Annotated in this window: 24 protein-coding genes; 18 read left to right on the forward strand and 6 right to left on the reverse strand. The window is 31.1% G+C overall.

Going from position 1 to position 24,625, the window contains the following annotated elements; all coding sequences use genetic code 11:
* The first annotated feature begins 1 nt into the window (after position 1).
* Both ACJDU8_RS02770 and ACJDU8_RS02775 read left to right on the forward strand, forming a co-directional pair.
* Positions 2–1,327 carry a sensor histidine kinase gene (locus tag ACJDU8_RS02770; RefSeq protein ID WP_406790625.1) on the forward strand — a complete coding sequence of 442 codons (1,326 nt, stop codon included), beginning with the start codon at positions 2–4 and terminating at the stop codon, positions 1,325–1,327.
* On the forward strand, positions 1,324–1,890 hold the full coding sequence (locus tag ACJDU8_RS02775) for an accessory gene regulator B family protein (RefSeq protein WP_406790626.1): 567 nt from the start codon (positions 1,324–1,326) through the stop codon (positions 1,888–1,890). The genes ACJDU8_RS02770 and ACJDU8_RS02775 overlap by 4 nt, the downstream gene beginning before the upstream one ends.
* 122 nt (positions 1,891–2,012) lie before the next feature.
* On the opposite strand, the gene ACJDU8_RS02780 is transcribed toward ACJDU8_RS02775, so the two are convergent.
* On the reverse strand, positions 2,013–2,639 hold the full coding sequence (locus ACJDU8_RS02780) for a flavodoxin family protein (protein ID WP_406790627.1): 627 nt from the start codon (positions 2,637–2,639) through the stop codon (positions 2,013–2,015).
* 566 nt (positions 2,640–3,205) lie between these two features.
* On the opposite strand from ACJDU8_RS02780, the gene ACJDU8_RS02785 reads away from it, so the two are divergent.
* Together ACJDU8_RS02785 and ACJDU8_RS02790 are read left to right on the forward strand one after the other, a co-directional pair.
* Complete coding sequence (locus tag ACJDU8_RS02785) at positions 3,206–3,562, forward strand: DUF4064 domain-containing protein (protein WP_406790628.1); 357 nt, start codon at positions 3,206–3,208, stop codon at positions 3,560–3,562.
* 148 nt (positions 3,563–3,710) lie between these two features.
* Positions 3,711–3,893 carry an aspartyl-phosphate phosphatase Spo0E family protein gene (locus tag ACJDU8_RS02790; protein WP_406790629.1) on the forward strand — a complete coding sequence of 61 codons (183 nt, stop codon included), beginning with the start codon at positions 3,711–3,713 and terminating at the stop codon, positions 3,891–3,893.
* A 33-nt stretch (positions 3,894–3,926) separates the two neighbouring features.
* Here ACJDU8_RS02790 and galU read toward each other — a convergent pair whose 3' ends face one another.
* The 5 genes from galU to ACJDU8_RS02815 all read right to left on the reverse strand — a co-directional run bounded on the left by galU (position 3,927) and on the right by ACJDU8_RS02815 (position 9,051).
* Positions 3,927–4,808: a UTP--glucose-1-phosphate uridylyltransferase GalU gene (gene galU, locus ACJDU8_RS02795; protein WP_406790630.1), complete on the reverse strand. Its 882-nt coding sequence runs from the start codon at positions 4,806–4,808 to the stop codon at positions 3,927–3,929.
* A gap of 183 nt (positions 4,809–4,991) precedes the next feature.
* Positions 4,992–5,465 (reverse strand): metal-dependent transcriptional regulator, encoded by a 474-nt coding sequence (locus ACJDU8_RS02800; RefSeq protein WP_406790631.1) that lies wholly within the window; start codon positions 5,463–5,465, stop codon positions 4,992–4,994.
* Between the two features lie 382 nt (positions 5,466–5,847).
* Positions 5,848–7,968 carry a ferrous iron transport protein B gene (gene feoB, locus ACJDU8_RS02805; protein ID WP_406790632.1) on the reverse strand — a complete coding sequence of 707 codons (2,121 nt, stop codon included), beginning with the start codon at positions 7,966–7,968 and terminating at the stop codon, positions 5,848–5,850.
* A 36-nt stretch (positions 7,969–8,004) separates the two neighbouring features.
* Complete coding sequence (locus ACJDU8_RS02810; RefSeq protein WP_406790633.1) at positions 8,005–8,226, reverse strand: FeoA family protein; 222 nt, start codon at positions 8,224–8,226, stop codon at positions 8,005–8,007.
* Between the two features lie 207 nt (positions 8,227–8,433).
* Positions 8,434–9,051, reverse strand: coding sequence for a manganese efflux pump (locus ACJDU8_RS02815; protein WP_406790634.1), 618 nt, complete (start codon positions 9,049–9,051; stop codon positions 8,434–8,436).
* 458 nt (positions 9,052–9,509) lie between these two features.
* Here ACJDU8_RS02815 and ACJDU8_RS02820 point away from each other — a divergent pair, with 458 nt between their 5' ends.
* From ACJDU8_RS02820 to lon, 14 genes are all read left to right on the forward strand, one after another.
* A complete protein-coding gene (locus ACJDU8_RS02820; protein ID WP_406790635.1) occupies positions 9,510–10,265 on the forward strand; it encodes a C1 family peptidase in 756 nt (251 codons plus the stop codon).
* A gap of 248 nt (positions 10,266–10,513) precedes the next feature.
* Positions 10,514–11,434 (forward strand): aspartate carbamoyltransferase, encoded by a 921-nt coding sequence (gene pyrB, locus ACJDU8_RS02825; protein WP_406790636.1) that lies wholly within the window; start codon positions 10,514–10,516, stop codon positions 11,432–11,434.
* A gap of 13 nt (positions 11,435–11,447) precedes the next feature.
* Positions 11,448–11,879, forward strand: a complete 432-nt coding sequence (locus ACJDU8_RS02830; RefSeq protein ID WP_406790637.1) for an aspartate carbamoyltransferase regulatory subunit — start codon at positions 11,448–11,450, stop codon at positions 11,877–11,879.
* A 56-nt stretch (positions 11,880–11,935) separates the two neighbouring features.
* Positions 11,936–13,123 carry a dihydroorotase gene (locus tag ACJDU8_RS02835; protein WP_406790638.1) on the forward strand — a complete coding sequence of 396 codons (1,188 nt, stop codon included), beginning with the start codon at positions 11,936–11,938 and terminating at the stop codon, positions 13,121–13,123.
* Positions 13,124–13,149: 26 nt separating this feature from the next.
* Positions 13,150–14,037 carry an orotidine-5'-phosphate decarboxylase gene (gene pyrF, locus ACJDU8_RS02840; RefSeq protein ID WP_406790639.1) on the forward strand — a complete coding sequence of 296 codons (888 nt, stop codon included), beginning with the start codon at positions 13,150–13,152 and terminating at the stop codon, positions 14,035–14,037.
* Between the two features lie 32 nt (positions 14,038–14,069).
* A complete protein-coding gene (locus ACJDU8_RS02845) occupies positions 14,070–14,846 on the forward strand; it encodes a dihydroorotate dehydrogenase electron transfer subunit (RefSeq protein WP_406790640.1) in 777 nt (258 codons plus the stop codon).
* Positions 14,847–14,921: 75 nt separating this feature from the next.
* Positions 14,922–15,812: a dihydroorotate dehydrogenase gene (locus tag ACJDU8_RS02850; RefSeq protein ID WP_406790641.1), complete on the forward strand. Its 891-nt coding sequence runs from the start codon at positions 14,922–14,924 to the stop codon at positions 15,810–15,812.
* 10 nt (positions 15,813–15,822) lie between these two features.
* A complete protein-coding gene (gene pyrE / locus ACJDU8_RS02855; RefSeq protein WP_406790642.1) occupies positions 15,823–16,395 on the forward strand; it encodes an orotate phosphoribosyltransferase in 573 nt (190 codons plus the stop codon).
* A 375-nt stretch (positions 16,396–16,770) separates the two neighbouring features.
* On the forward strand, positions 16,771–17,568 hold the full coding sequence (locus ACJDU8_RS02860) for a hypothetical protein (RefSeq protein ID WP_406790643.1): 798 nt from the start codon (positions 16,771–16,773) through the stop codon (positions 17,566–17,568).
* Positions 17,569–17,669: 101 nt separating this feature from the next.
* A complete protein-coding gene (locus tag ACJDU8_RS02865) occupies positions 17,670–18,458 on the forward strand; it encodes a sugar phosphate isomerase/epimerase family protein (RefSeq protein ID WP_406790644.1) in 789 nt (262 codons plus the stop codon).
* 272 nt (positions 18,459–18,730) lie between these two features.
* Positions 18,731–20,023 (forward strand): trigger factor, encoded by a 1,293-nt coding sequence (gene tig / locus ACJDU8_RS02870; protein WP_406790645.1) that lies wholly within the window; start codon positions 18,731–18,733, stop codon positions 20,021–20,023.
* Between the two features lie 247 nt (positions 20,024–20,270).
* The gene (gene clpP, locus ACJDU8_RS02875; RefSeq protein WP_406790646.1) at positions 20,271–20,855 is read left to right on the forward strand and encodes an ATP-dependent Clp endopeptidase proteolytic subunit ClpP; all 585 of its coding nucleotides are present in this window, start codon (positions 20,271–20,273) and stop codon (positions 20,853–20,855) included.
* A 19-nt stretch (positions 20,856–20,874) separates the two neighbouring features.
* Positions 20,875–22,167, forward strand: coding sequence for an ATP-dependent Clp protease ATP-binding subunit ClpX (gene clpX / locus ACJDU8_RS02880; protein ID WP_406790647.1), 1,293 nt, complete (start codon positions 20,875–20,877; stop codon positions 22,165–22,167).
* A 126-nt stretch (positions 22,168–22,293) separates the two neighbouring features.
* Positions 22,294–24,615, forward strand: a complete 2,322-nt coding sequence (lon, locus tag ACJDU8_RS02885; protein ID WP_406790648.1) for an endopeptidase La — start codon at positions 22,294–22,296, stop codon at positions 24,613–24,615.
* The last annotated feature ends 10 nt before the right edge of the window (positions 24,616–24,625 follow it).

The following is a 24,625-nucleotide window of genomic DNA, read 5'->3' on the forward strand; positions in this document are numbered from 1 at the left end:
TATGGAGAGTATAAGAGAAATTGTATTCGATACTATAGAAATATTACTCATTTTGGGGATTTTTGAAGCATTATGTGACAAAAAGACATTTGTAATAGAAAATAAAATTAGAACGGGAGTAGTTTACATATTGTTTGTTTCTGTAACTTATTGGAGCACATTTCATATGACCATGCCTTATCATACACCGGTTCTTATAGTGTTTGATATTTTATTACTGGCCTATGTTATGAAAATAAGGATTTTTGATTCTATGGTTATAATTTGCTTATTTTTTACAATACTTTTTATTACGGAAAACTTTATTGAAGTTATTCAAATGATTATATTTGGAATAAACTTAGAGCAAAATTTTTTAGGGAGATATTTTTGGATTGGTGCAATAACTTCTAAAACACTGCAAATAATTATTGTAGCTATGATTTTTGAATTTAATTCCTATTTTGTTAAACTTAAATTGTTTGAAAAAGAAGGAAGGATTTTTGCAAATTTAATAATTGAATTAGGTATATTTAGTATCTTTATGTTTTGTGTTAACTTTAGTGTTTTTAATATAAAAAATATTCAAACCTACAATATTTTTATTTTTACTTTGTATTTTATATTTTTAATAGTGAAGTTCAGAACCTTAAGAGAAAAAGAAATGCTTGTAAATATAAATATAAATTACAAAGTGCAAAAACATCAAATTAAAAATATGGAGGAGATAATCAGTATAATCAGGCAGGAAAAACATGATTTTGCCAACCATATTAATGTTATACAGGGACTATGTTTGTTAAACAAGCCTAACACTGTAGAGAGAATAAATAATTATGTACTGAGAATTTCAGATACAATACATTCTTCTTTTAGATATTTGGATACAGGAAACGACTATATAGACGGCATGCTATCTATAAAAAACAACTATGCAATAAAAAATAATATAGATTTTAAAGTAATAATTGATGAACCCTTTAGTTTAATAAAAATTAGAGAAGATGAATTAATAAGTATTATAAGTAACCTTGTAGACAATGCTTTTGAAGCATTTCGGATTAAAGCAGACATTGAAAATAAGGAAATATGTGTTAATACTTTTGAAGAAGATATGAACTTTTGTATTGAAATAGTTGATAATGGGGATGGCGTTCCTGAAGATATAAAGAAAAAGATTTTTGACAAAGGTTTTTCTACAAAAACAGAACAAAAAGGTGGACATGGCTTTGGATTATATATTACTAAACAATTAATTGAAAAAAATAATGGCAGTATATTTTTAGAAAGCACTCCAGAGAGAACTAAATTTCTAGTAAAGTTTAAAGTGGAAGGTGTACATAAATGAATAAATTTATAGGCCGATTAGTGAAAAAAATTTCCGAAACAAATCCAGAATTCTCAGATCTAGAATTAAAAAAAATAGCATATGGATTGGAATGTATTTTGGATGAAATTACAAAAATTATTCCTTATTTTATTATCTTTTGGCTATTTTCACTTCAGCAATATTATATAGTTATTCTTATATTTTTTTGCCCCATTAGGTTATTTACCGGGGGCTATCATGCAAAAACCTATTGGGGATGTTTTTTTATTACATTTATCACATTTTTAGTTATGATTGTTATGGGCAAGTATATTTTAATTAATACTATTATTTCAATAGTATTATTGATTATTTCCTTTATATTTGTTTGTATTTTTTCTCCTGTGGACAACGTTAACAAGAGAATAAAAAGTAAGCAGTGGAGAATGAAGCTTAAATATATTTCTATAATAATTACCTTTTGTTTAAGTATAGTATGTTATTTGCTGCCAGATAGATTTTTAAGCACTGCTGTAATATCCATTATCTTTGCAGTAATGCTCATGATGGTTGGTTGGGTAATCAATTTAAAAACAGCTTAAAATATTATTATGAAATTAAAGAAGCTGGGGTTATTTCACATAATACAGCAAGTTACTCTCATAATAGGTTATTATTAAAAGAGATCTATTTAGGTATTATGCGAAATAAACTGGCATATTGATTAGCGTATAAAATTAGTAATTGCTGCCGGTTCCCTTTCTGGTAGTTGAATTCCTGCTTTTTTACCCGCCTCTATAGATTTTAAAAGCCATGCCATATTTTTACCTAAGGTTCTCATTGTCTGCATTCCTTCTAAGTCCTGTTTTACTTCTTCAGGAGTGTTTCCGTGAACCATATTCCAATATTGAGAGGATACAATAGGCATATTTGAAATAGTAAAATATTTATTTAACTGTTCAAAAGCTGCTGTTGCACCGCCCCTTCGACAACTTACAATTGCAGCACCGGGTTTATATTGAAAACAATTTCCCGCATAGAAGAATCTATCTAAAAAAGATGTTATCAGACCAGAAGCTGCTGCATAATGTACAGGAGAACCAAAAATAAAACCATGGGCTTCTTTGGCCTTATCCAAAGCAATATTTACAGTATCATTGTTAAATACACATTTGCCGGAGTTAGTTTTAGAGCAGTTATTACAGGCTGTACAACCGATAATAGGTTTATTACCAATGTGAAAAATTTCTGTCTCGATGTTTTCTTTTTCTAATTCCTTTGATATTTCACATAAAGCAGTATAAGTACATCCTTTAGCTTTGGGACTTCCATTAATAAGTAATACTTTCATCCATTTGTGGCAAGTATACTCCCATTCATAAAAATCGGGGAGGAATTGCCCATTGTCATAGACAACTCTTTACTTACCACTTTTCACCTCACTTTCCTTTTAACATTATTTTTTACTAAAATATATTATACAGCTATAATAACATATAATTAATAATATAGTTTATTTTACTGACTTTTTGTTTTTATCCGAACGCTACCATTGCTAACACCCCCATCGCACTCTGTGAAAGCGATTCACACAAAATTAAAAATTTTGGGTTCTCTGCTTTTCTATCAAAGTGAGGGATAAGAGGTGCTACGCGCCTGGATAAGTTCTTCTCCTAAAGGATAACGTATTCTAAGTGATAAAGACACTAAGAATACTGTTAATAAGGTTCAGATGGAGAAAAGTGTTTTTCATAAGCAAACTCCACCTGAACCTAAGAATCACTTGATAGTATCCAGTATGTAGGTATTATTAGCTATTAGTATATTTAAATCATATAAATATTTTTCAATAAAATGGACAAATAGTAAATTATTTGATATAATGTAATGGGATATATATTTTAGAGGAGAGTTGTTATGGAAAATAAAAGAACAGTGGAGCTTGTTCTAGGACTTATTGGAGGTATTTTAGGAATTATAGCGGGTATATATGCAATGAATATCGGGGGATTGGCGTCTGTATTTCAGGTTGACAAAGCGGTTACAGTAAATAATTTTGGAATAGGTGCAATATTGTTATCCATAGTAGGTATTATTGGAGCTGTATTGGTTAAAAGCAAAGGTAAACTTGGAGGAATATTTATGATTATTGCAGCCTTAGGTGGATTACTGTGTATAACTTATTTTTATATTCCATCTGGCATACTTCTGGTGATTCCTGGGTTGATGGGTATTATTAAGAAAGACGAAAGCAAACCCAAAGCTGCTGTGTAATATTGTTGTTTTAACGAATAGAGACTCCAACTTAATTTTAAGTTGGAGTTATTTTTGTGGCTTTATTAGACTAATTTAGATTAATATGTATAAAAACCCCTTTTTTCTAGTATAGTTTATACTAATTTCGAAAGGAGGTGTTTTTTTTATGTCCAAAGTTGAAGCTATATTGAGAGAAATAGAAATATTAAGAATGGAACTAGGAGATGCAATTAGAGAAAAGAAAAATTTACTTGATCCGCATATAATTAAAGAAAGTCAAAAGCTGGATCTAATTTTAAATGAGTATAACAAAATGCTCAAGAAAAAAATAAGTAAATTGGACAAGTGAGAAAAAAGGGAGGCTCTGGCCTCTCTTATATTTCTAAGGATTTAATCTTAATTTTTTATTAATATCGAAAATATAAGAAGTAAGACTTTCTCTTAAATCTTTACGTTTTAAAGCATATTCTATGTTAGCTTGAATGAACCCTAACTTATCACCGATATCGTACCTTTTGCCTTGGAAGGAGTAGGCATATATTGCTTCTTGTTTCAGTAATTCTTTTAATGCATCTGTAAGTTGAATTTCATTACCTTTCCCGGGCTTAGTTCTTTCCAGTATTTCAAATATTTCTGGAGTTATTATATATCTGCCTAAAATGGCAATATTGGATGGAGATTCTTCCTTTTTAGGTTTTTCTATCATAGTTTTTATCTTGTGAATACCATCTTCAATTTCTATGCCATCAATAATTCCGTATTTTGATACATCCTTTTTGTTAACAGGCTGTACTCCTATAATTGAAGTATTATATTTATCATAACAGTTAATCAATTGTTTTAAACAAGGTACTTCACTATCTACTATATCATCTCCTAATATGACAGCAAATGCTTCGTTACCTACAAAAGCTTTGGCAAGACTTATAGCATGACCTAATCCTTTGGGCTCTTTTTGACGTACATAATATATATTCACCATATTACTTATATTTTGAATCAATTCTAATAATTTATCCTTATGGTTAGTTTTTAGTTCATCTTCAAGTTCCACAGACTTGTCAAAATGATCTTCAATAGATTTTTTATTTTTACCTAGAATTATTAATATTTCTTGGATGCCGGAATCAATGGCTTCTTCTACTACATATTGAATTGTGGGCTTATCTACTATTGGTAACATTTCCTTGGGTTGTGCCTTTGTAGCAGGTAAAAATCTTGTACCTAAACCAGCAGCCGGAATTACTGCTTTTTTTATACTCATAATATTTACCACCTTTTTTAATAAAGTTTATTTAAAATCAAAATCTCAATTTATTTTTTATTTAATATTTTATTTCTAATCTTTATATAAAATTATAACTACTCTTTGTTGTGTAAATATCAAAAGTTTATGTGAAATTTATGTGATTATAATTAAGTCTAGATAGTAATTTTATAGTATAGCTTAAGTTGATTCTTGATAGTGAACAAATTTTTTTAATATATCTGAATTATCTGTAAAAAAATTATTTAATGTTTCAATCTTTGTTAATGCATCTGGAGTTATATTATGTTCCATAAGTTCAACATTTATTAGAATATCTTTTTGTACTCCTATTATATTTAAAAATTGTTCAATTATAATGTGGCGATTTAAAAGAAATTTTCCTATAGTTATTCCTTCTTCTGTAAGTTGTATAATTCCATATTTTTCATAGTTAATAAATCCGGATTTTGTTAATTTTTGAACCATTTTAGTTGCAGAAGAGGCTTTTACATTTAATAATTCTGACAGATTGTTTATACGGGCATAGCCTTCTTTCAAATGACATCTGTAAATCATTTCAAGATAATCTTCCATACTGTGTGTTAAGTTTTTTTTTGCTTTTTCTAAGATTTCATATCCTCTAACGGTATGAAAAGATTGATTATTGTTCATAAACAACACTTCCTAAATAAAAATAAACTTGATTTTCTTTTAAAGGTATATGTTTTAAAGGTATGTATAATTACTTTTATCCGAATGCTACCATTGCTAACACCCCCATCTTCTTCAAAGTGTGGGATAAGCACTGCTATGCACCTGGATAAGTTCTTCTAAGGTTCAGATGGAGAAAAGTATTTCTTATAAGCAAACTCCACCTGAACCTAAGAATCACTTGATATAGTTTGCATTCATATGGTCTACTTTAGATAATTTATCCAGGGCCGCAGCAGTGGTTATTTAACATTTTCAAGAAGCTGGTATCAGTAATGTTAGTTTTTTAATAAAATAAGAAAGTACAAGTTATACCTGTACTTTTTTCATGGTATTATATTATTTAATATAAACCTAAAAGTTTTGTTATAGAGGTAGTGATAAAACAAACTACAATTGCAATTCCTGTAGGAATCACTGCAGAAAGTATTGTCCATTTCAAACTACCTGATTCTTTCTTTATTGTTAAAAGAGTAGTGGCACAAGGCCAGTGCAGTAGACAGAAAAGCATTGAATTTAAGGCAGTAAGGTAAGTCCACCCATGGGCAAGGAGTATTTTTCTAAGGGAATCAATACTATTAAATTCAATCATTGATCCTGTAGAAAGATAAGACATAAGTAGTATTGGAAGGACTATTTCGTTAGCAGGTATACCAAGTATAAATGCCATGAGGATAAACCCGTCCAGGCCAATGAGTCTTGCAAAAGGGTCAAGAAAAGCTGCTATGTGACCAATAACGCTTAAATTTCCTATATAAGTATTGCCAAGAATCCATGTAATTGCTCCTGCAGGAGCAGCTATTGTAATAGCTCTACCAAGTACAAATATGGTTCTATCAATTATTGAAGTATATAATACTCTTCCTACTTGTGGTATTCTATAAGGCGGAAGTTCAAGAGTAAAGCTTGACGGATATCCTTTTAATAGAGTTTTAGATAATATACGAGAAGTTAATAAAGTTATAATAACTCCAAGTATAACCATACATGTAACAGCTAAGGCAGGAAGAAAGTTAAAAAAATGACCATTTGATGTAGTGAGCAGAAATACTGAAGAAATTGCAATTAATGTAGGAAATCTTCCGTTACAAGGCATAAAGTTGTTTGTCAATATTGCAATAAGTCTTTCTCTTGGCGATTCAATAATTCTACAGCCAATAATTCCTGCGGCATTACATCCAAGCCCCATACACATACTTAAACACTGCTTGCCGTGGGCACATGCTTTTTTAAATAGATGGTCAAGGTTAAAAGCAACTCTTGGCAAATATCCCAGATCTTCAAGTAGTGTAAATAGAGGAAAAAATATTGCCATAGGTGGAAGCATTACTGAAACTACCCAGGCCAGTGTTCTGTATAGACCGAGAACTAATATTCCATGGATCCAGCCAGGAGCATTCAACTGTGTAAACCAAACTGTAAGTTTGTCTTCAAAACCAAATAATATATTTGATAATATTTGAGACGGTATGTTTGCACCTACAATTGTCAGCCATAACACAACTGCCAGTATTGCTATCATAATTGGTATACCAAAAATTCTTGAAGTAATATAATCATCTATTATTCTGTCTCTGTTGATTCCATTTTTATTAATTTCCACATAGTTATTTATAATTTCTTCTGCATTTTTGTATATTGTATAAGTTATATCATCTCTAATTTGCTTTGTATCGTAGTCTTTTTTTATACTGTCCGTTGTTTTTATAAGTGTTTCTAGATCCTGTTGTTTAATACTTTTAAAGAGAGTATTCATAATTCCTTTATCTCCATCAATAAGTCTTAATGAAAGCCATCTGGAGTTTAAAGTCTTTATTTTTTCTTTTACCGTAGGTTCTAATTTTTCAATTATTTTTTCTATAGTATCAGGGTAAATTATTTTTTTAGGATTGGGAGTTATTTTTTTTGAAGCTACTTTAAATATAATTTCCTTAAGTTCATCTATTCCCAATCCGTTCCTTGCTGCTGTTAATACTACTGGTATTCCCAGGGCTTTTCCTATATCTTTTCCGTGAATATTAATTTTTTTCTTTTTAGCTTCATCAATGAGATTAATACATAAAATAACATTGTCTGTAAGTTCCATGACTTGATATACTAAGTTTAAATTTCGTTCAAGGCAGGTAGCATCAGTAACAACAATAACTGCATCAGGATGTCCAAAGCAAATGAAATTTCTTGCTATTTCTTCTTCTACAGATGAGGCGAAAAGAGAATAAGTCCCCGGCAAATCAACAAGTATATATTCTTTATCCTTAACTTTAAAATTACCTCTTGCGTTACTCACTGTTTTACCCGGCCAGTTGCCAGTATGTTGTCTTAGTCCAGTTAGTGAGTTGAATACAGTACTTTTTCCTGTATTGGGGTTTCCTGCTAATGCAAAAACATATTGACCCTCTTTTTTGTCTACTTTATACATTTCTGTTAAAGTATCAAGCCCTGTTGACTGATAAGTAAGCCCCATTATTGACCTCCCAATAAACATTGATAAATTGTTTGTTTAAGACACATGTATTAAAAAGGCCTCATCTCGCCTTAATGCAATCATTGTTCCTCTAATATTATATATAGTAGGATCTCCGCAAGGACCTCTACGAATTACTTCAACCTCGGTGCCTCTTGTAAGGCCTATGGCAAGCATTCTCTCTCTTAATAATCCTTCAGCTGTAAGATTTTCGACTTTTACAAGTTTACCCATATCAACATTGCTAAGTTTTTGCATAAACATACCTCCTTTTTTAATCATAACACCAGGTAGCCTATTATGTGTGTAAGCTACCCGTTGAAGTTCATCTATTATTTATGGTTAGTTAGCTGCGTTCAATAGAGTTGTACGTGACTAACTTTTTTACTAGTAATAACTTATGCCAATGTGGCCTTATAGGTGAGAAAAATATTATATATTTAAAATATTTATAATGCAATTTAATTAGTGTATAACTTGTTTTATTCCTATTAGTATCAGAATTATACCCGCTATTATATTTGCTTTGTCTTGGAAATTCCATCTGTTAAAAAATTCAGCAGCATAATTTCCAAGTAGAAGAACTAAAAAACTTATTAACGAAGAAAATAAGCCTATAAATACTGGATTTAAGCCCATTATACCTATGCTCAGGCTTCCACCTATATTATTCAGGGATAGAGCAACTCCAAGAATGGTTGCTTCTTTAAAGTCAATATCTTTGGAGTTATTAGCATCAGCTTTTTCTGGCTCATTTAAAATGTTAACAAAGTTTGTATGTTGCATTTTATTGAAAATTACTTTTTTGTTATATGCTTTTTTTATATAGGGCTCCAATATAATCCATAGGCCCATACCTACTAATAATAGTAAGCTTAATATAGAAGATATTTGCTTATTTAGGTATTTTGGTAGAATGGACCCTGAAAAGGCTGAAGCAGATGAGATAAAGAAGGTTATAATTGAAATCCATAAGTTTTTTGCAAGAGATATTTTTATATTTCTGATACTATATACTATCCTAACGCTTATATTATCGATGTTATTTGCAAGGGCTATTGAAATCATATAGAGTAAATGCATCTGTTTTCTCCTATAAAATGCTGTATGGTTTTATTATATGGACTTACTCTGAATCCGTTACAGTACAGTAATATAAAGATATTTAATGATCAAGTGATTCTTAGGTTCAGGTGGAGTTTACTATAGAGAAATACTTATCTACATCTGAACCTTTAGAAGAACTTATCCAGGCGCGTAGCACCTCTTATCTCCCACTTTGATAGAAAAGCAGAGAACCAAAATTTTTAATTTTGTGTGAATCGCCTTCACAGAGTGCGATGGGAGCATTAGCAATGGTAGCGTTCGGATAAATTTACATATTGTATAAAAGTTAGAGTGAACACAAATAGAGCACTGCTTCATAATATGTTACAAAATACAAATATTTTATATAGAATTTGTTGTACTAATCAACTAAAAGAGTTAAAGAAAATTAACATTAAACTGTTTTTTAATATAAAACTAAGGAGAAGATAGTAATGTCAAAACAAGTTTATAAATTAAAGTCTGACAAGGCAGATATGAGGGACAGAATATATTATGCTAAATCTATAAAGCAATCTTCAAATTTACCCCCAAAAATAGATTTCAGATCTAAATGTTCACCAATAGTTGACCAGGGACAATTAGGTTCCTGTACTGCTAATGCCATAGCTTCAGGTTTAGGTGAATATTTGCAGAATGTAAAATTAAATAAGGTTACACCTCTTAGCCGACTGTATTTATATTGGTGGGAGCGTTTTGTGGAAGGAAGTGTGGATGAAGATAGCGGAGCTGAAATTAGAGATGGCATGAAAATTTTACAGCAACTTGGTTGTTCACCGGAACTTGACTGCCCTTATGACATTAATGAGTTTACTAAAGAACCTGATGCAAAAGCTATAATAGGTGGTATAGATTTCAAAATCGCTGAATATAATCGTGTGAAGGATCTTATTGGAGTAAAAACTGTTTTAGCAGAAAAATTGCCGGTAGTAGTGGGTATTCAAGTTTATGAAAGCTTTGAATCAGATGAAGCTGCAAAAACAGGGATAATACCAATGCCAAATCCCAACCGTGAGCAATTATTAGGTGGCCATGCAGTGCTCGCCGTTGGCTATGATGACACTAAAAAACAAGTTATCATGCGTAACTCATGGGGGAGTCAGTGGGGTGATGAGGGATATTTTTATCTTCCTTATGAATATTTTAATTATGAAAATGGCTATGTTATGGATATGTGGACAGGTAAATAATTTCAATTTGACGTCAGGTATTGACTTTAAATTGAAATTATGATAACATGGGCAAGATAAAATTTAAGTACTAAAACCTTTAAAACTAGTTCCGTGAAACTAGGAAGGCATAGTAAGAATTATAATATTATTATATTTATGGTATAATAATGCCTTCCAATTAGGAGGGCATTTTTTTAGGTATCTGAAAATAAAAGATGCCTTAAGCCTTTAAATTTAGCACAGAGATGCTGAGAAGGAGGAATGAAATGTTACAGGGAAGACATTTGATTGATGTGATGGATTTTTCAATAGAAGAATTAGAAGAAATATTTAAACTTTCCAATGAAATAATTTTAAAAGAAAAAGAATTTTCACATATATGTGAAGGCAAATTATTGGCTACCTTATTTTACGAACCAAGTACTAGAACTAGATTAAGTTTTGAATCTGCTATGTTAAGGCTAGGTGGAAAAGTAATGGGATTTTCAGAACCAGGTTCAAGCTCAGCTTCAAAAGGTGAAAGTATAGCTGATACAATAAGGGTAATTGGCTGTTATGCGGATATAGCTGCTATGAGGCATCCAAAAGAAGGGGCACCAAAGATCGCAGCCATGTATTCTACAATACCTGTTATAAATGCAGGGGACGGAGGACATCAGCATCCTACTCAAACACTAACAGATCTTTTGACTATTAAGTCTATAAAAGGAAAATTGTCCAATCTAAAAATAGGCTGTTGCGGTGATCTAAAGTTCGGAAGAACAGTACATTCACTTATCAAGGCCATGTCTAGGTATGAAAATAACAGTTTTACATTAATATCTCCAGAAGAATTGAAGATTCCTAATTATTTGAAAAAAGAGTTAAATAAAAAAAATGTTAAGTATAAAGAAACTAAGAACTTGGAAGGTTCTATAGAATCTTTAGATATACTTTACATGACCAGAGTGCAAAGGGAAAGATTTTTTAACGAAGAGGATTATATAAGGCTTAAGGATAGTTATATACTTGATAAAGAAAGAATATCTAAAGCAGGAGATAATATGATAGTTCTGCATCCGCTGCCTCGTGTTAATGAAATTTCTTATGAAGTAGATGGAGATCCTAGAGCTTATTACTTTAAGCAGGCCAAGTACGGCATGTATGTTAGAATGGCTTTAATGATAAAATTGCTGGGAATTCAGTAAGGGGAGGTATACAATGCTTACAATAAATAGCATAAAAGATGGAATTGTAATTGATCATATAAAAGCAGGATATGGAATGAAAATATATAAGTATCTGGACTTAGATAAGGCTGATTATTCTGTAGCCCTTATAATGAATGCAGAAAGTAAAAAATTAAATAAAAAGGATATAATCAAAATAGAAAATAATATAGAATTGGATCTTGCGGTATTGGGTTTTATAGATCCTAATATAACAATTGATATTATAAAGAATGAAACTATATATGAAAAGATAAAACTGAAGTTACCAGACAGAGTAGAAAATATTATAACTTGTAAGAATCCAAGGTGTGTAACTTCTATGGAAAAAAATATACCCCATATTTTTAAATTGGTAGATGAAAGTACTGGGGAATATAGATGTGAATACTGTGATCAAATATATGAGAATTTATCATTATAGAATTAGCTGCTTATTTTACAATGTACTGCTGTGTAGTTTAAGGAAGGGGGCTTTAAATGGAACTTCTAATAAAAGAGGCTAGAATAATTGACTTTTGTAAAGATTTTATAGGAGATGTTTATATAGCTGACGGAATTATAAATAAAATAGGTATAGACTTAAAGGAAGATTGTGAAAAAATAGATGGAAAAAGTCTGGTTGTTATGCCATCTTTTGTAGATTTGCATGTACACTTTAGAGAACCGGGTTTTACCATGAAAGAAGATATAGAAAGTGGAAGTAAGGCTGCAGTTAAAGGAGGCTATACCATGGTAAATCTCATGGCAAATACAAATCCTGTTTGCAGCAATATGAACACTGTAAATTACGTTTTAAAAAGATCTCAGGAAATTGGTATTTTGGATGTGCACCAATCCGTATCCATAACCAATAATTTTGAGGGAAAAGATGTAAGTCATTTAGATAGATTAGATTCAAAGGTGAAAATAATATCTGAAGACGGAAAAGATGTTATGGACAGTAGTATTATGATGAAGGCAATGATAAAAGCTAAGAAATCCGGAAGAATAGTTATGTGCCATTCAGAAGATCATTCTCTTTCGGATACAGATATGAGATTAGCGGAAAATATAATGACCTGGAGAAATATAATGCTTTCTCAGGTTACAGGATGTGCTGCACATATAGCCCATGTAAGTACTAAAGAAGCTATAGGGTATATAATAGATAGTAAAATTAAGGGAGATAATGTAACCTGTGAGGTTACACCTCACCATATAGCACTTTATGAAAATAACTACAGGGTAAATCCACCCATTAGGGCAGAAGAAGATAGGGATTGTTTAATAGAAGCAATAAAAAATGGATGGGTGGATGCTATAAGTACTGATCATGCTCCACATACTATACAGGATAAGAAGGAAGGAGCACCAGGTATATCGGGAATAGAAACCGCCTTTAGTGTGTGCTATACAAATCTTGTGAAAAATGGACATATAACTTTAAATAAGCTTTCAGAGATAATGTCCAAAAATCCTTCTAATATATTAGGAGTAAAAAAGGGTCAGATAACTCCAGGTTATGACGGGGATTTAGTTTTACTAGATTTAAATAAGAACTATAATATACAGATTAATAAATTTGTATCCAAGGGTAAAAATACTCCTTTTGAAGGGTATAACGTATTTGGAGAAGTAATTAAAACAATAAAGGCAGGAAAAATTGTATTTGACCAAGAAGTGTAAATGCTTTTGATGGGAGTGGAAAATTTATGGTTATAGATAAGTTGTATGAAACTGTAAATGAAAAGGGACATGTATGTGTAGGCTTGGATACAGCATTGGAATATATACCTGAAAGTGTAAGGAATTCCTGTGAAAGTATAGAGGAATGTATATTTGAGTTTAATAGGACAATAGTTGACAGTACTTATGACATAGCAGCTTGTTACAAAGTGCAGATTGCATATTATGAGGCACTGGGCATTGAAGGACTTAGAGCTTATAGTAAGACTCTAAAATATATAAGGAATAAAAAAGTTTTGGTTATTGCTGATGTTAAAAGAGGAGATATAGCTAAAACAGCTGAAATGTATGCAAAAGCACATTTTCAAGGGGAATTTGAAAGTGATTTTGTAACATTAAATCCATATATGGGCTTTGATACAATAGAGCCTTATTTGCCCTATGTGATAAATAAGAATAAAGGATTGTTTATATTAATAAGGACTTCAAATAAAGGTGCAAGAGATCTGCAATATGTAAATACAGGTAGAAGCAGAAAATTATATGATGTTGTAGGAGAAAAAGTGAATTCTCTTGGAGAAAAATATTTAGGAAGCTGCGGCTACAGTTCCATAGGGGGAGTAATAGGCTGTACCCATCAAGAAGAGGGAATACAACTAAGAAATAATTTACAAAATGTATTTTTCCTGATACCGGGATATGGAGCGCAAGGCGGTACTGCAGAGGACATATCAGCCTACCTTAAAGAAGGAAATGGTGGAGTGGTGAATTCTTCAAGAGGTATACTGCTTGCCTATAAAAATAAAAAAGATGGCCAAAAAAATTATGGAGAATATGCAAGGCAGGAGTGTATCAAAATAAGAGATGATATTTTAGAAGTGGCTGCCAATAAGGTATCTGAAAATGAACAGTAAGTAAAATATTTTAGAATGGAGAAGAAATCATATTGAAAAGTAAGTTGGATTACACTATTGAAAGAGTATATGAAAACAAAAGAATAGATGAAAATGTATACCAGCTTGAAGTGCAGGGAAATTTCAAAGGAATACCCGGCCAATTTTATATGTTGAGATGCTGGGATATGGAGCCTGTGCTGTGGAGACCCATAAGTATACATTATTTAAATGAGGAAAAAATAGTTTTCTTATATCAGATAACAGGCAGGGGAACTAGAAAGCTTGGCAATCTAAAAAAGGGAGATGAAATCAAACTCTTGGGACCTCTTGGAAATGGTTTTTTCACAAATGATATAATAAAAAAGAACATTGCCATAATAGCAGGAGGAATAGGTATTGCACCTATGTTTTATTTGGCAAAAGATATAAGAAAACAAATTAGTATAGACAGCATACAGTTTAAGGATTATAAGTTAGATTTATATGCTGGATTTAAAGACAGTACATATTCCATAGAAAAATTTCAGCCTTTTGCAGATAATATCTATGTTTCTACAGAAACAGGTTCAGCAGGAAAAAAAGGTTATGTAACGGATGGTTTTAATCCAGAAAATTATAATATGGTAGTATGCTGTGGCCCCCAGGTGATGATGAAAAAGGTAGTAAATATGTGTAGTGAAAAGCAAGTAACTGTATATGTATCTATGGAGAATCGGATGGCCTGTGGAATTGGAGCTTGCCTGGTATGTACCTGTAATACAATAAACGGCAATAAAAGAGTCTGTAGGGATGGACCGGTGTTTTTAGGAACTGATATAATGATGTAATACTTTTAGGCATCTACAAATCAACAAGTTAAAAATGTTTTAATAAGAATCTACAAGGAAGGAAGATTAATTATATTGATAGATATATGTGGTGTAAAGTTTAAAAACCCTGTGATTGCAGCATCTGGAACTTTTGCTTTTGGAGAGGAATACAATGAAATTTATGATGTTTCAAAGCTGGGAGGTATATGCTCTAAAGGTCTTACTTTAGAAAAGAAAGAGGGTAATAGCGGTATAAGAAGCTTTGAAACCAGATCAGGTATGTTAAATAGCGTGGGCCTTCAAAATCCTGGAGTAGACTATTTTATAAACATTGAGCTTCCTAAAATGAAAAAGTTTAATACAGTTGTTATAGCTAATTTAGGTGGGAGTACCCTGGAAGAGTATATTAAAGCTGTAGAAAAATTAAATAATTCGGAGGTAGATATTATAGAGCTTAATATATCCTGCCCTAATGTAAAAAGTGGAGGTATGGCTTTTGGAATAAAATCTGAAATAGCTGCTGAAGTTGTATACTCTGTAAAAAGGATTTGTAAAAAGCCTCTTATGGTAAAACTATCTCCTAATGCAGAAGATATTGTAGATATGGCTTCTAAGTGCTGCGAAGCAGGGGCAGATAGCATATCCCTTGTAAATACATTTAAAGCCATGGCTGTGGATATAAAAAATAGAAAAGCTGTATTTGATAATGTAACCGCAGGACTTTCGGGACCAGGAATAAAGCCTATAGCACTTAGAATGGTATATGAAGTTTCAAAAGCCGTAAAAGTTCCTGTAGTGGGAATAGGTGGAATATGCAGCTGGCAGGATGCTGTGGAGTTCATAATGGCTGGAGCTAGTGCAGTACAGGTAGGAACTGCTAATTTTATAAAACCAGATGTATGTTTGGATATAATAAAGGGTATAGAAAAATATATTCAAAATGAAAAAATAAAAAATTTAAATGAAATAAGAGGAATAATATAAGGGGTGAATTATGGATAATTTAGTTATAGATACTTTAAAAGAGGTAGGTGCACTCCTAGAAGGACATTTTTTGCTTTCTTCTGGAAAACATAGTGATAAATATTGCCAGTGTGCGAAGCTTTTACAATATCCTTCTAAAGCAAAAGAAGTAATATCGGTTATTGTAGATAAGTTGAAAGATGTAGATTTCGATAAAATAGTAGGACCTGCAATGGGAGGAATTCTAGTTTCTTATGAACTTGCAAGGCAGACAGGAAAACCCGGAATATTCGCAGAAAGACAGGATGGAAATATGACTGTAAGAAGGGGATTTGAAATAAAGCCGGGAGAAAAAATTATAATTTCAGAAGATGTGGTAACCACAGGAAAATCTTCTTTAGAAGTTGCTAAAGTAATAGAGAATTTAGGTGGGGAAGTTTTAGGTATATGCTGTATAGTAGATAGGAGATCAAATGATATTAATATATCTTATCCAGTTTACAGTGCAGTAAAGTTAGATATAAATACCTATGATAAAGAAGATTGTCCTATGTGTAAAGAAGGATTGGAATATGTAAAACCAGGAAGCAGAGTATTTAAGTAATATATTTAATTTATTTTAAATAAATTCATATTAAATTCATTTCTTTTTAGTAAATTAACTATTTGTAAATCTCAAGAAGTTTTATAATATCAATAGTTAATCAAATTTTAGAAATGAATTTATTTTTTGTTACATATTTTAAATTAATTTTAAACAATATCATATTTATATTAGGAAAGTTTTCTATTTTAGTAGATCTATAAAAAATTATTACTATTTATCGTATTTTTGAGTTATAATAAGTAATAATTTTTAAGATATTATGTTATTATATACAGGGAGAATTATAATAGCTTTTTTGTGTGGTGATTTTCACATTATATATATTGTACGATTTTGATGTCTATTAATACTGAGTATAGGAGGAGTTTTTTAGTGGGTAAGCCAAGTATTTTTAGTAAAGATTATGGAAAGAAAATGAGACAACGTAGGCGAAATATAATTATACTGGTTGTGGCATGTTTGCTGGTAATAACTTTGATTGTGATTTATATAAGGGGAGCATTTAAAGATGTAGTAAAGGAAGCCAATAAAGTAAAAGTTAACAATTCAGCAGGAAGTAAGCAGATAACTAATAACAATGACAACAAAAAGATATCTGAATCTAATAATAAAACTGCATCTAAAGATAAAGACACAAAAAAAGAGGATTCCTATAAAATACAATTAAGTGATAGCAGGGATATTACTTTGACTTACCAAGGTGAGGGCAATAATAAAATATTTAAAAGTGTTACTCCCCCATCTGGCAGTGTAACTTATGATATTAGCCCGTCACATAAGAATGTAGTTTTATTTGATGATAAATCTCAGAGTATATTACTGATTGATATAAATGGGAATAAGCAGGATGTAACAAATCCTCAATATGTTTCTACTACAGGAGCAGTTATAGAAAAAAATTCTCAAATAGCTAGTAATCCATCATATGTATGGTGTTCTTCACCAAAATTCTTAGATGATAATAATATTGCATACATAACTCAATTACCCTGGATAGGAAAAACTACTAAGTATGTTTGGATAGAAAGCATTCAAAATAAGAATCATGTCATGATTCAAAATATACAGGGTGAGGACGTAAAATTTGGGGAATTGACTGAAAAAGGACTTACAGTAATTGCAGATGGTACAACTGTTTATATAACGGCATCAGGTTCTGTTGCCCAGTAGAAAAGGTTTTGAATTTCTACTGGGATTATTGTAATTATAATTAAGAATATCTTGTTATTTATCTTTAAGTACCATTACATGAATAATATTTTGGAGGGATTATGAATATAGGATTGTCTTCTGCCAGTTTTTATCCTTATGTCAATACAGAGGAAAGTATATCTTTAATGAAAAGTTTAGGGTTTGATGCTGGGGAAATATTTTTAAATAGTGTTAGTGAATATGAAGAGGATTTTGCAAATATAATTTTAGAGCAAAGTCTGAAGAATGATTTTAGTATCAATTCTATTCATGGATTTTCTGCTTCTTTTGAGCCTTATTTGTTTGATCAATATAAGAGGAGGCGAGATGATTCATTTTTACAGTTTGAGAAAATATGCAGACTGGCTAAAATTGTAGGAGCTAATTGTTATACTTTTCATGGAATGAGAAGTGAAAAACTCAGTAAGATTTCTAAAGAACTGATATTTGATGTGTATGATAAATTAATATATACATCACAGAAATACGGTATAAAGCTTTGTCAGGAAAATGTATTCTGGTGTATGTCAGGTAATATTGATTTTTTATATATGCTAAAAGAAAGATTTGAGAATTCAATATACTTTACGCTGGATATAAAGCAAGCGTACAGATCAGGTAAAACACCTGAAGAATACATAGAAATCATGGGAGATTCTATAGAAAATCTGCATATAAATGATAGAGATTCTAAAAGCTCTTGTTTGCTTCCGGGAAAAGGATATGTAAATTATAAAAAAATATTTTGTAAATTAAAGGAAATAGGGTATAATAAAATAGGAATAATTGAAGTGTATAGAGAGAATTATAAAAATTATGATGAATTAAAAATAGCTAAAGATTATATTAAAAAATGCCTTACATATTAAAAAAAACTATAAAAGTTGTGTTTTTTGATATATAATTATAATACTACTATTTTTATAGCAAAAATAGGTAATATAAAGTTATAGCTGGCAATTTTTATGGAATATATTAGATGACTTCTGAGCTGTGGTTGTATGTCAATTAAATGTTGATAAGTAAATAAACTGTAAGTAAGTAATATACTAAGCATATAGGAATGTTTATAAATATATGGTATAATGGCATAGTTAAATATAAGCGTGTAGAGCAATTAGTTAGTGGGAGGAATTTTATAATGAATGTTAAAGTGGAAAAAATAGAAGAGAATGTTGTAAAATTAGAGATAACTGTAGAAGCAGAAAAATTTAATGAATCTATGAAAAAAGCATTTGTTAAAAATGCAAAGAAATTTAATATACCAGGTTTTAGGAAGGGCAAAGCCCCTATGAATATAATAAAAAAATATTATGGCGAGGGCGTATTCTATGAAGATGCAATGAGTTTTTGCTGTGAAAATACATATCCAGAGGCTTTAAAAGAAAATGACGTAAATCCAGTAGATTATCCTAAAATCGACGTAGTCCAAATAGGAGAAGGAAAGGAATTTATATATACAGCTGAAGTAATTGTATTTCCAGAAGTTAAACTGGGAGAATATAAAGGCGTTGAAGTAAAAAAGAATACATATCACGTTAAAGAGGAAGACATAGAACAGGAATTAAAAAATATGCAAGAAAAAGATGCTAGAATAGAAACAAAGGAAAGTGGAAGTATAGAAAAAGGTAATATAGCTATAATAGATTTTAAGGGTTTTGTAGATGGCAAGGAATTTGAAGGTGGAGAAGGAAAGGACTATCAGTTAGAAATTGGTTCAGGTACTTTCATAGATAATTTTGAAGAACAGTTAATAGGGTTAAATTCAGGTGATTCAAAGGATGTTCATGTTACATTTCCAGAAGAGTATGGTGTAGATGAACTAAATGGAAAAGAGGCTGTGTTTAATGTAACAGTGAAGGAAATAAAATTTAAAGAAGTACCTGAATTAGATGATGAGTTTTCAAAAGAAGTATCAGAATTTGATACTTTAGATGAGCTTAAGGAAGATATAAGAAATAAAAAAGAAGAAGCAAATAAGCTAAGAGAAGAAAGAGAATTTGAAGAAGCAGTTTTAGAAGCAGTGTGCGCAAATACAGAAATAAATATACCAGAAGTAATGGTTGAAAAAGAAGTAGATAATATGATTAAAGATTTAGAGACTAGGTTAAAATATCAAGGGTTGGATCTTGAAACATATTATAAATATACAAATAATACTGAAGAAAAAGTCAGAGATTATATGAAAGAGACAGCAGAGAAAAAAGTGAAAGCAGACTTAGTAGTTGCAGAAATAGTAAAGGCAGAGAATATAGAAGCTGAAGATGATGAAATTATGGAAAAAGCAAATGAAGTAGCTAAACAATATGGTAGTGATGATGTAGAAAAAATGGCAAAGATAGTTTTTGATAGTCAGAAAGAATATTTGAAAATACAAGTGGTAAATGAAAAAGTAATGAAATTGCTAGTAGACAGTAGCAAAATAATAGCATAATATGTAGTATAAAGATTAATTGTCAGAAGATTTTCTGGCAATTAATTTCAAATATATAGATAATTGCAGAATAGTATTAAAGAGTTCTATGGTTTATAAAACATCTTATTGTAAAAATTGATCTTGACTATTAAAAAGTGGAGGCAGAAAGATATATGTCTAATGTCTAATGTTTAATAAACTTAAAATTTAATTACTTTAAATTTTGCAAGGTTCTACATTAATTATGTAAAAGGAGGAGAGTTTTATGAGTTTAGTACCGGTAGTTGTAGAACAAACTAATAGAGGGGAAAGATCTTATGATATTTATTCTAGGCTTTTAAAAGATAGAATAGTAATGTTGAGTGAGGAGGTAAATGATGTTACAGCAAGTCTCATAGTGGCACAACTTTTGTTTTTAGAAGCAGAAAATCCTGATAAAGATATATACTTTTACATAAATAGTCCAGGAGGCTCAATAACAGCAGGTATGGCAATTTATGATACAATGCAATATATAAAATCAGATGTGTCTACTATATGTATAGGTATGGCAGCTTCCATGGGTGCATTTTTACTTACAGCTGGCGCAAAAGGAAAAAGATTCGCACTTCCAAACTCTGAGATAATGATACATCAACCTCTTGGAGGATTTCAGGGGCAGGCAACTGATATTGGAATTCATGCCGATAGAATACTTAGAATAAAGAAAAAATTAAATGCTATAATAAGTGAAAGAACTGGTCAATCCATTGAAAAGATTGAACAAGATACAGAGAGAGATAACTTTATGACGGCAGAACAAGCCAAAGAATATGGATTAATAGATGAAGTTTTTACGAAAAAGAAATAACCTTTAGAGAGGTGTAAAAATGGCCAAAAATGATGATAAAAAACAGCTTAAATGTTCATTTTGTGGTAAAACACAAGATCAAGTAAGAAGATTAATTGCAGGACCGGGTGTATACATTTGTGATGAATGTATAGAACTTTGTTCTGAAATAATAAGTGATGAGTTTGAAGAAGATGTTCAAATAGATATGACTTCTATTCCCAAACCTGTAGAAATAAAGAACTATCTTGATCAATATGTAATAGGTCAGGAAAGTGCAAAAAAATCACTTTCGGTAGCAGTATATAATCATTATAAAAGAATAAATTCAAACAACAATTCGGGTGATGATGTAGAACTCCAAAAAAGTAATATACTTTTACTAGGACCTACAGGTTCTGGAAAAACCCTTTTAGCCCAAACTTTGGCAAAGTTTTTAAATGTTCCTTTTGCTATTGCAGATGCTACCACTTTAACGGAAGCTGGCTATGTAGGTGAAGATGTAGAAAACATATTGTTGAAGTTAATACAGAATGCAGACTATGATATAGAAAGAGCTGAACATGGAATAGTTTATATAGATGAAATAGATAAAATAGCAAGAAAGTCAGAAAATCCGTCTATAACCAGGGATGTATCAGGAGAAGGCGTACAGCAGGCTCTTTTGAAAATATTGGAGGGTACAGTGGCTTCGGTACCTCCTCAGGGAGGAAGAAAACATCCTCATCAGGAATTTATTCAAATAAATACTACCAATATATTATTTATATGTGGAGGAGCTTTTGATGGCATAGATAGTATAATAGAACGTAGGACTAGAGTCAGTACTTTAGGTTTTGGAGCGGAAATACAATCCAAAAAGGAAAAAGATATAGGAAAACTTTTAAGGGAAATAATGCCAGGGGATCTTTTGAAGTTCGGGCTTATACCGGAATTTGTTGGAAGAATTCCTATTATAGTTACTTTAGAAGCATTGGATAGGATGGCATTAATAAGTATTTTAAAGGAACCTAAAAATGCACTTGTTAAGCAGTATAAAAAACTTTTCGAACTTGATGATGTAGAACTTGAATTTAAAGATGATGCTTTAGAAGCAATAGCAGATGAGGCTTTAAAGAGAAATACTGGTGCCAGAGGTCTGAGGGCTATTATAGAAGAAACTATGAAGGATGTAATGTTTGATATTCCTTCAAAAGAAGAAATAGCTAAAGTTATAATTGATAAGAATGCAGTAGCAACAAAGATGCCAGAACTTATAGAGGCGGAAAATGGGAAAAGAACTCCTATCAGACTGAAAAAATCAAGAACACGAAAAGGTCCTGAAACTGCATAACCTTATTGAAAAAGAGAGTACTGATGTCGTGATGTCGGTGCTCTCTTTTAAGTAAGTTAATGGTATTTATTTAAGTTAACTTACATTGTTTGAATTATTAAGAAAATATTTAAAGGAGAGAGAGATATGGATAAAAATTTTAAAGATCTTCCTCTAATTCCATTGAGAGGTATTACTATATTTCCATATATGGTTTTACATTTTGACGTAGGCAGGGAAAAATCAATACTTGCTTTGGAAAAGGCTATGATTTCGGAACAAAAGGTATTTTTAACCGCACAAAAAGAGGCAAAGACTGAAGAGCCAGGTAGAGAGGATATATTTGAAACAGGTACAATTTGCAGTATAAAACAAATATTGAAATTGCCGGGGGATACAGTGAGGGTTTTGGTGGAAGGTGAAACTAGGGCTTTACTTAAAGAATATATTAGCGAAGAACCTTTTTTTAAGGTTCAGGTTGAGACTTTAGAAGATGAAGACTATGATGGAAATAGAGAGTGTGAGGCACTTGTACGTGCTATAAAAAAGAATTTTAATGAATACGTGAAGTTATCAGGTAACATACCAGCTGAAACCATAATGACACTGGATGAAGTAGATAATGCAGGAAGACTAGCAGATACTATTAGTTCTTACTTGATGCTAAAACAAGAAAAAAAGCAAGAACTTCTTGAATGTTATGAAATAGAAAAAAGGCTTGAGAAAATACTTGCTATACTGGCAAATGAAATAGAAATCTTAAAATTAGAGAGAAAAATAGGAATTAAAGTAAAAAATAAAATAGATAAAGTTCAAAAAGATTATTATTTGAGGGAACAATTAAAGGCAATACAAGAAGAACTGGGAGAAGATGATAAAGATAAAAAAGAAATGAACAGATATAAAAATAGGATAACCAAGGGTAAGCTGCCTAAAGCTGTTAAGGATAAAGCACTGTATGAATTAGATAGACTAAAAAATACAGGGGCCTATTCAGCAGAGGGAGGAGTAATAAGGACTTATCTAGATTGGATACTGGAGCTTCCATGGAACACTCAGACTAAGGATAATTTAGATATAAAATCTGTTAGGGATATACTTGAAAAAGAGCATTACGGTTTAAAAGATGTGAAAGATAGGATAATTGAATATTTATCAGTTAAAAAAATGAGTAAATCTCTTAAAGGACCCATACTTTGTCTTATGGGACCTCCGGGGGTAGGAAAAACTTCTATAGCTAAATCTATAGCTCATGCTTTAAATAGAAATTTTGTTAGAATGTCTCTTGGAGGTGTAAGGGATGAAGCTGAAATAAGAGGGCACAGAAAGACTTATATAGGAGCTATTCCGGGAAGAATAGTATATGGTATGAAACAAGCAAAATCCAAAAATCCTCTATTTTTACTGGATGAAATAGATAAGATGAGTAATGATTTTAGAGGTGATCCAGCAGATGCACTTTTAGAAGTATTAGACAGTGAACAAAATAATGCCTTTAGGGATCACTATATGGAACTAGATTTTGATCTTTCAAATGTTATGTTTATAACTACTGCAAACAGCATAGGTAATATACCTAGGCCACTTTTTGACAGGATGGAAGTTATAGAAGTATCAGGATATACAAGTGAGGAGAAATTTCATATATGTAAGGAACATTTGATACCTAAGCAATTAGAGGAAAATGGCGTGAAAAATAATGAAATTATATTATCAGATACATGTGTATATAAATTAATAGATAATTATACTAGAGAATCTGGGGTAAGAAGTCTAGAGAGAAAAGTTGCCTCTGTTATAAGAAAAGCAGTATCAGAAATGATGGAAAAAGATAAAAAGGGTATTAATATTAATTTAACTAAAGTAAAATCTTACCTTGGACCTGAAATATATACATATGATAAGATTGATAAAGAAGATAAAATAGGAGTAGTAATGGGGATGGCATGGACAGGATATGGAGGAGATACACTGCCTATAGAGGCAACCATTATGTCAGGAAATGGGAAATTAGAATTAACAGGTCAACTTGGAGATGTAATGAAAGAGTCTGCCAAAACAGGATATAGTTATATAAGAGCTAATGCTGATAAATATGGAGTAGAAAGCGACTTCTATAAAAAATATGATTTACATATACATGTACCGGAAGGGGCAGTACCAAAGGATGGACCTTCAGCAGGGGTAGCTATGGTAACTGCAATGATATCTGCTCTAAGTAAAAAGAAAGTTAGATATAATGTAGCTATGACAGGCGAAATAACTTTAACAGGAAGGGTACTTCCTATAGGAGGACTTAAAGAAAAGAGTCTTGCCGCATACAGGGCGGGTATAGATACAGTTATAATACCTAAGGAGAATGAAAAACATTTATTGAAGATTCCAAATACAGTTAAGAATAAATTAAAATATATACTTGCAGATAATATAGATATAGTGTTAGAAAATGCTATTTCAAATTATAGTTAGGTGGGATTAT

Origin of the sequence: Candidatus Clostridium eludens (assembly GCF_045310515.1) — a bacterium.
GTDB classification, from domain to species: domain Bacteria; phylum Bacillota; class Clostridia; order Clostridiales; family Clostridiaceae; genus Clostridium_B; species Clostridium_B eludens.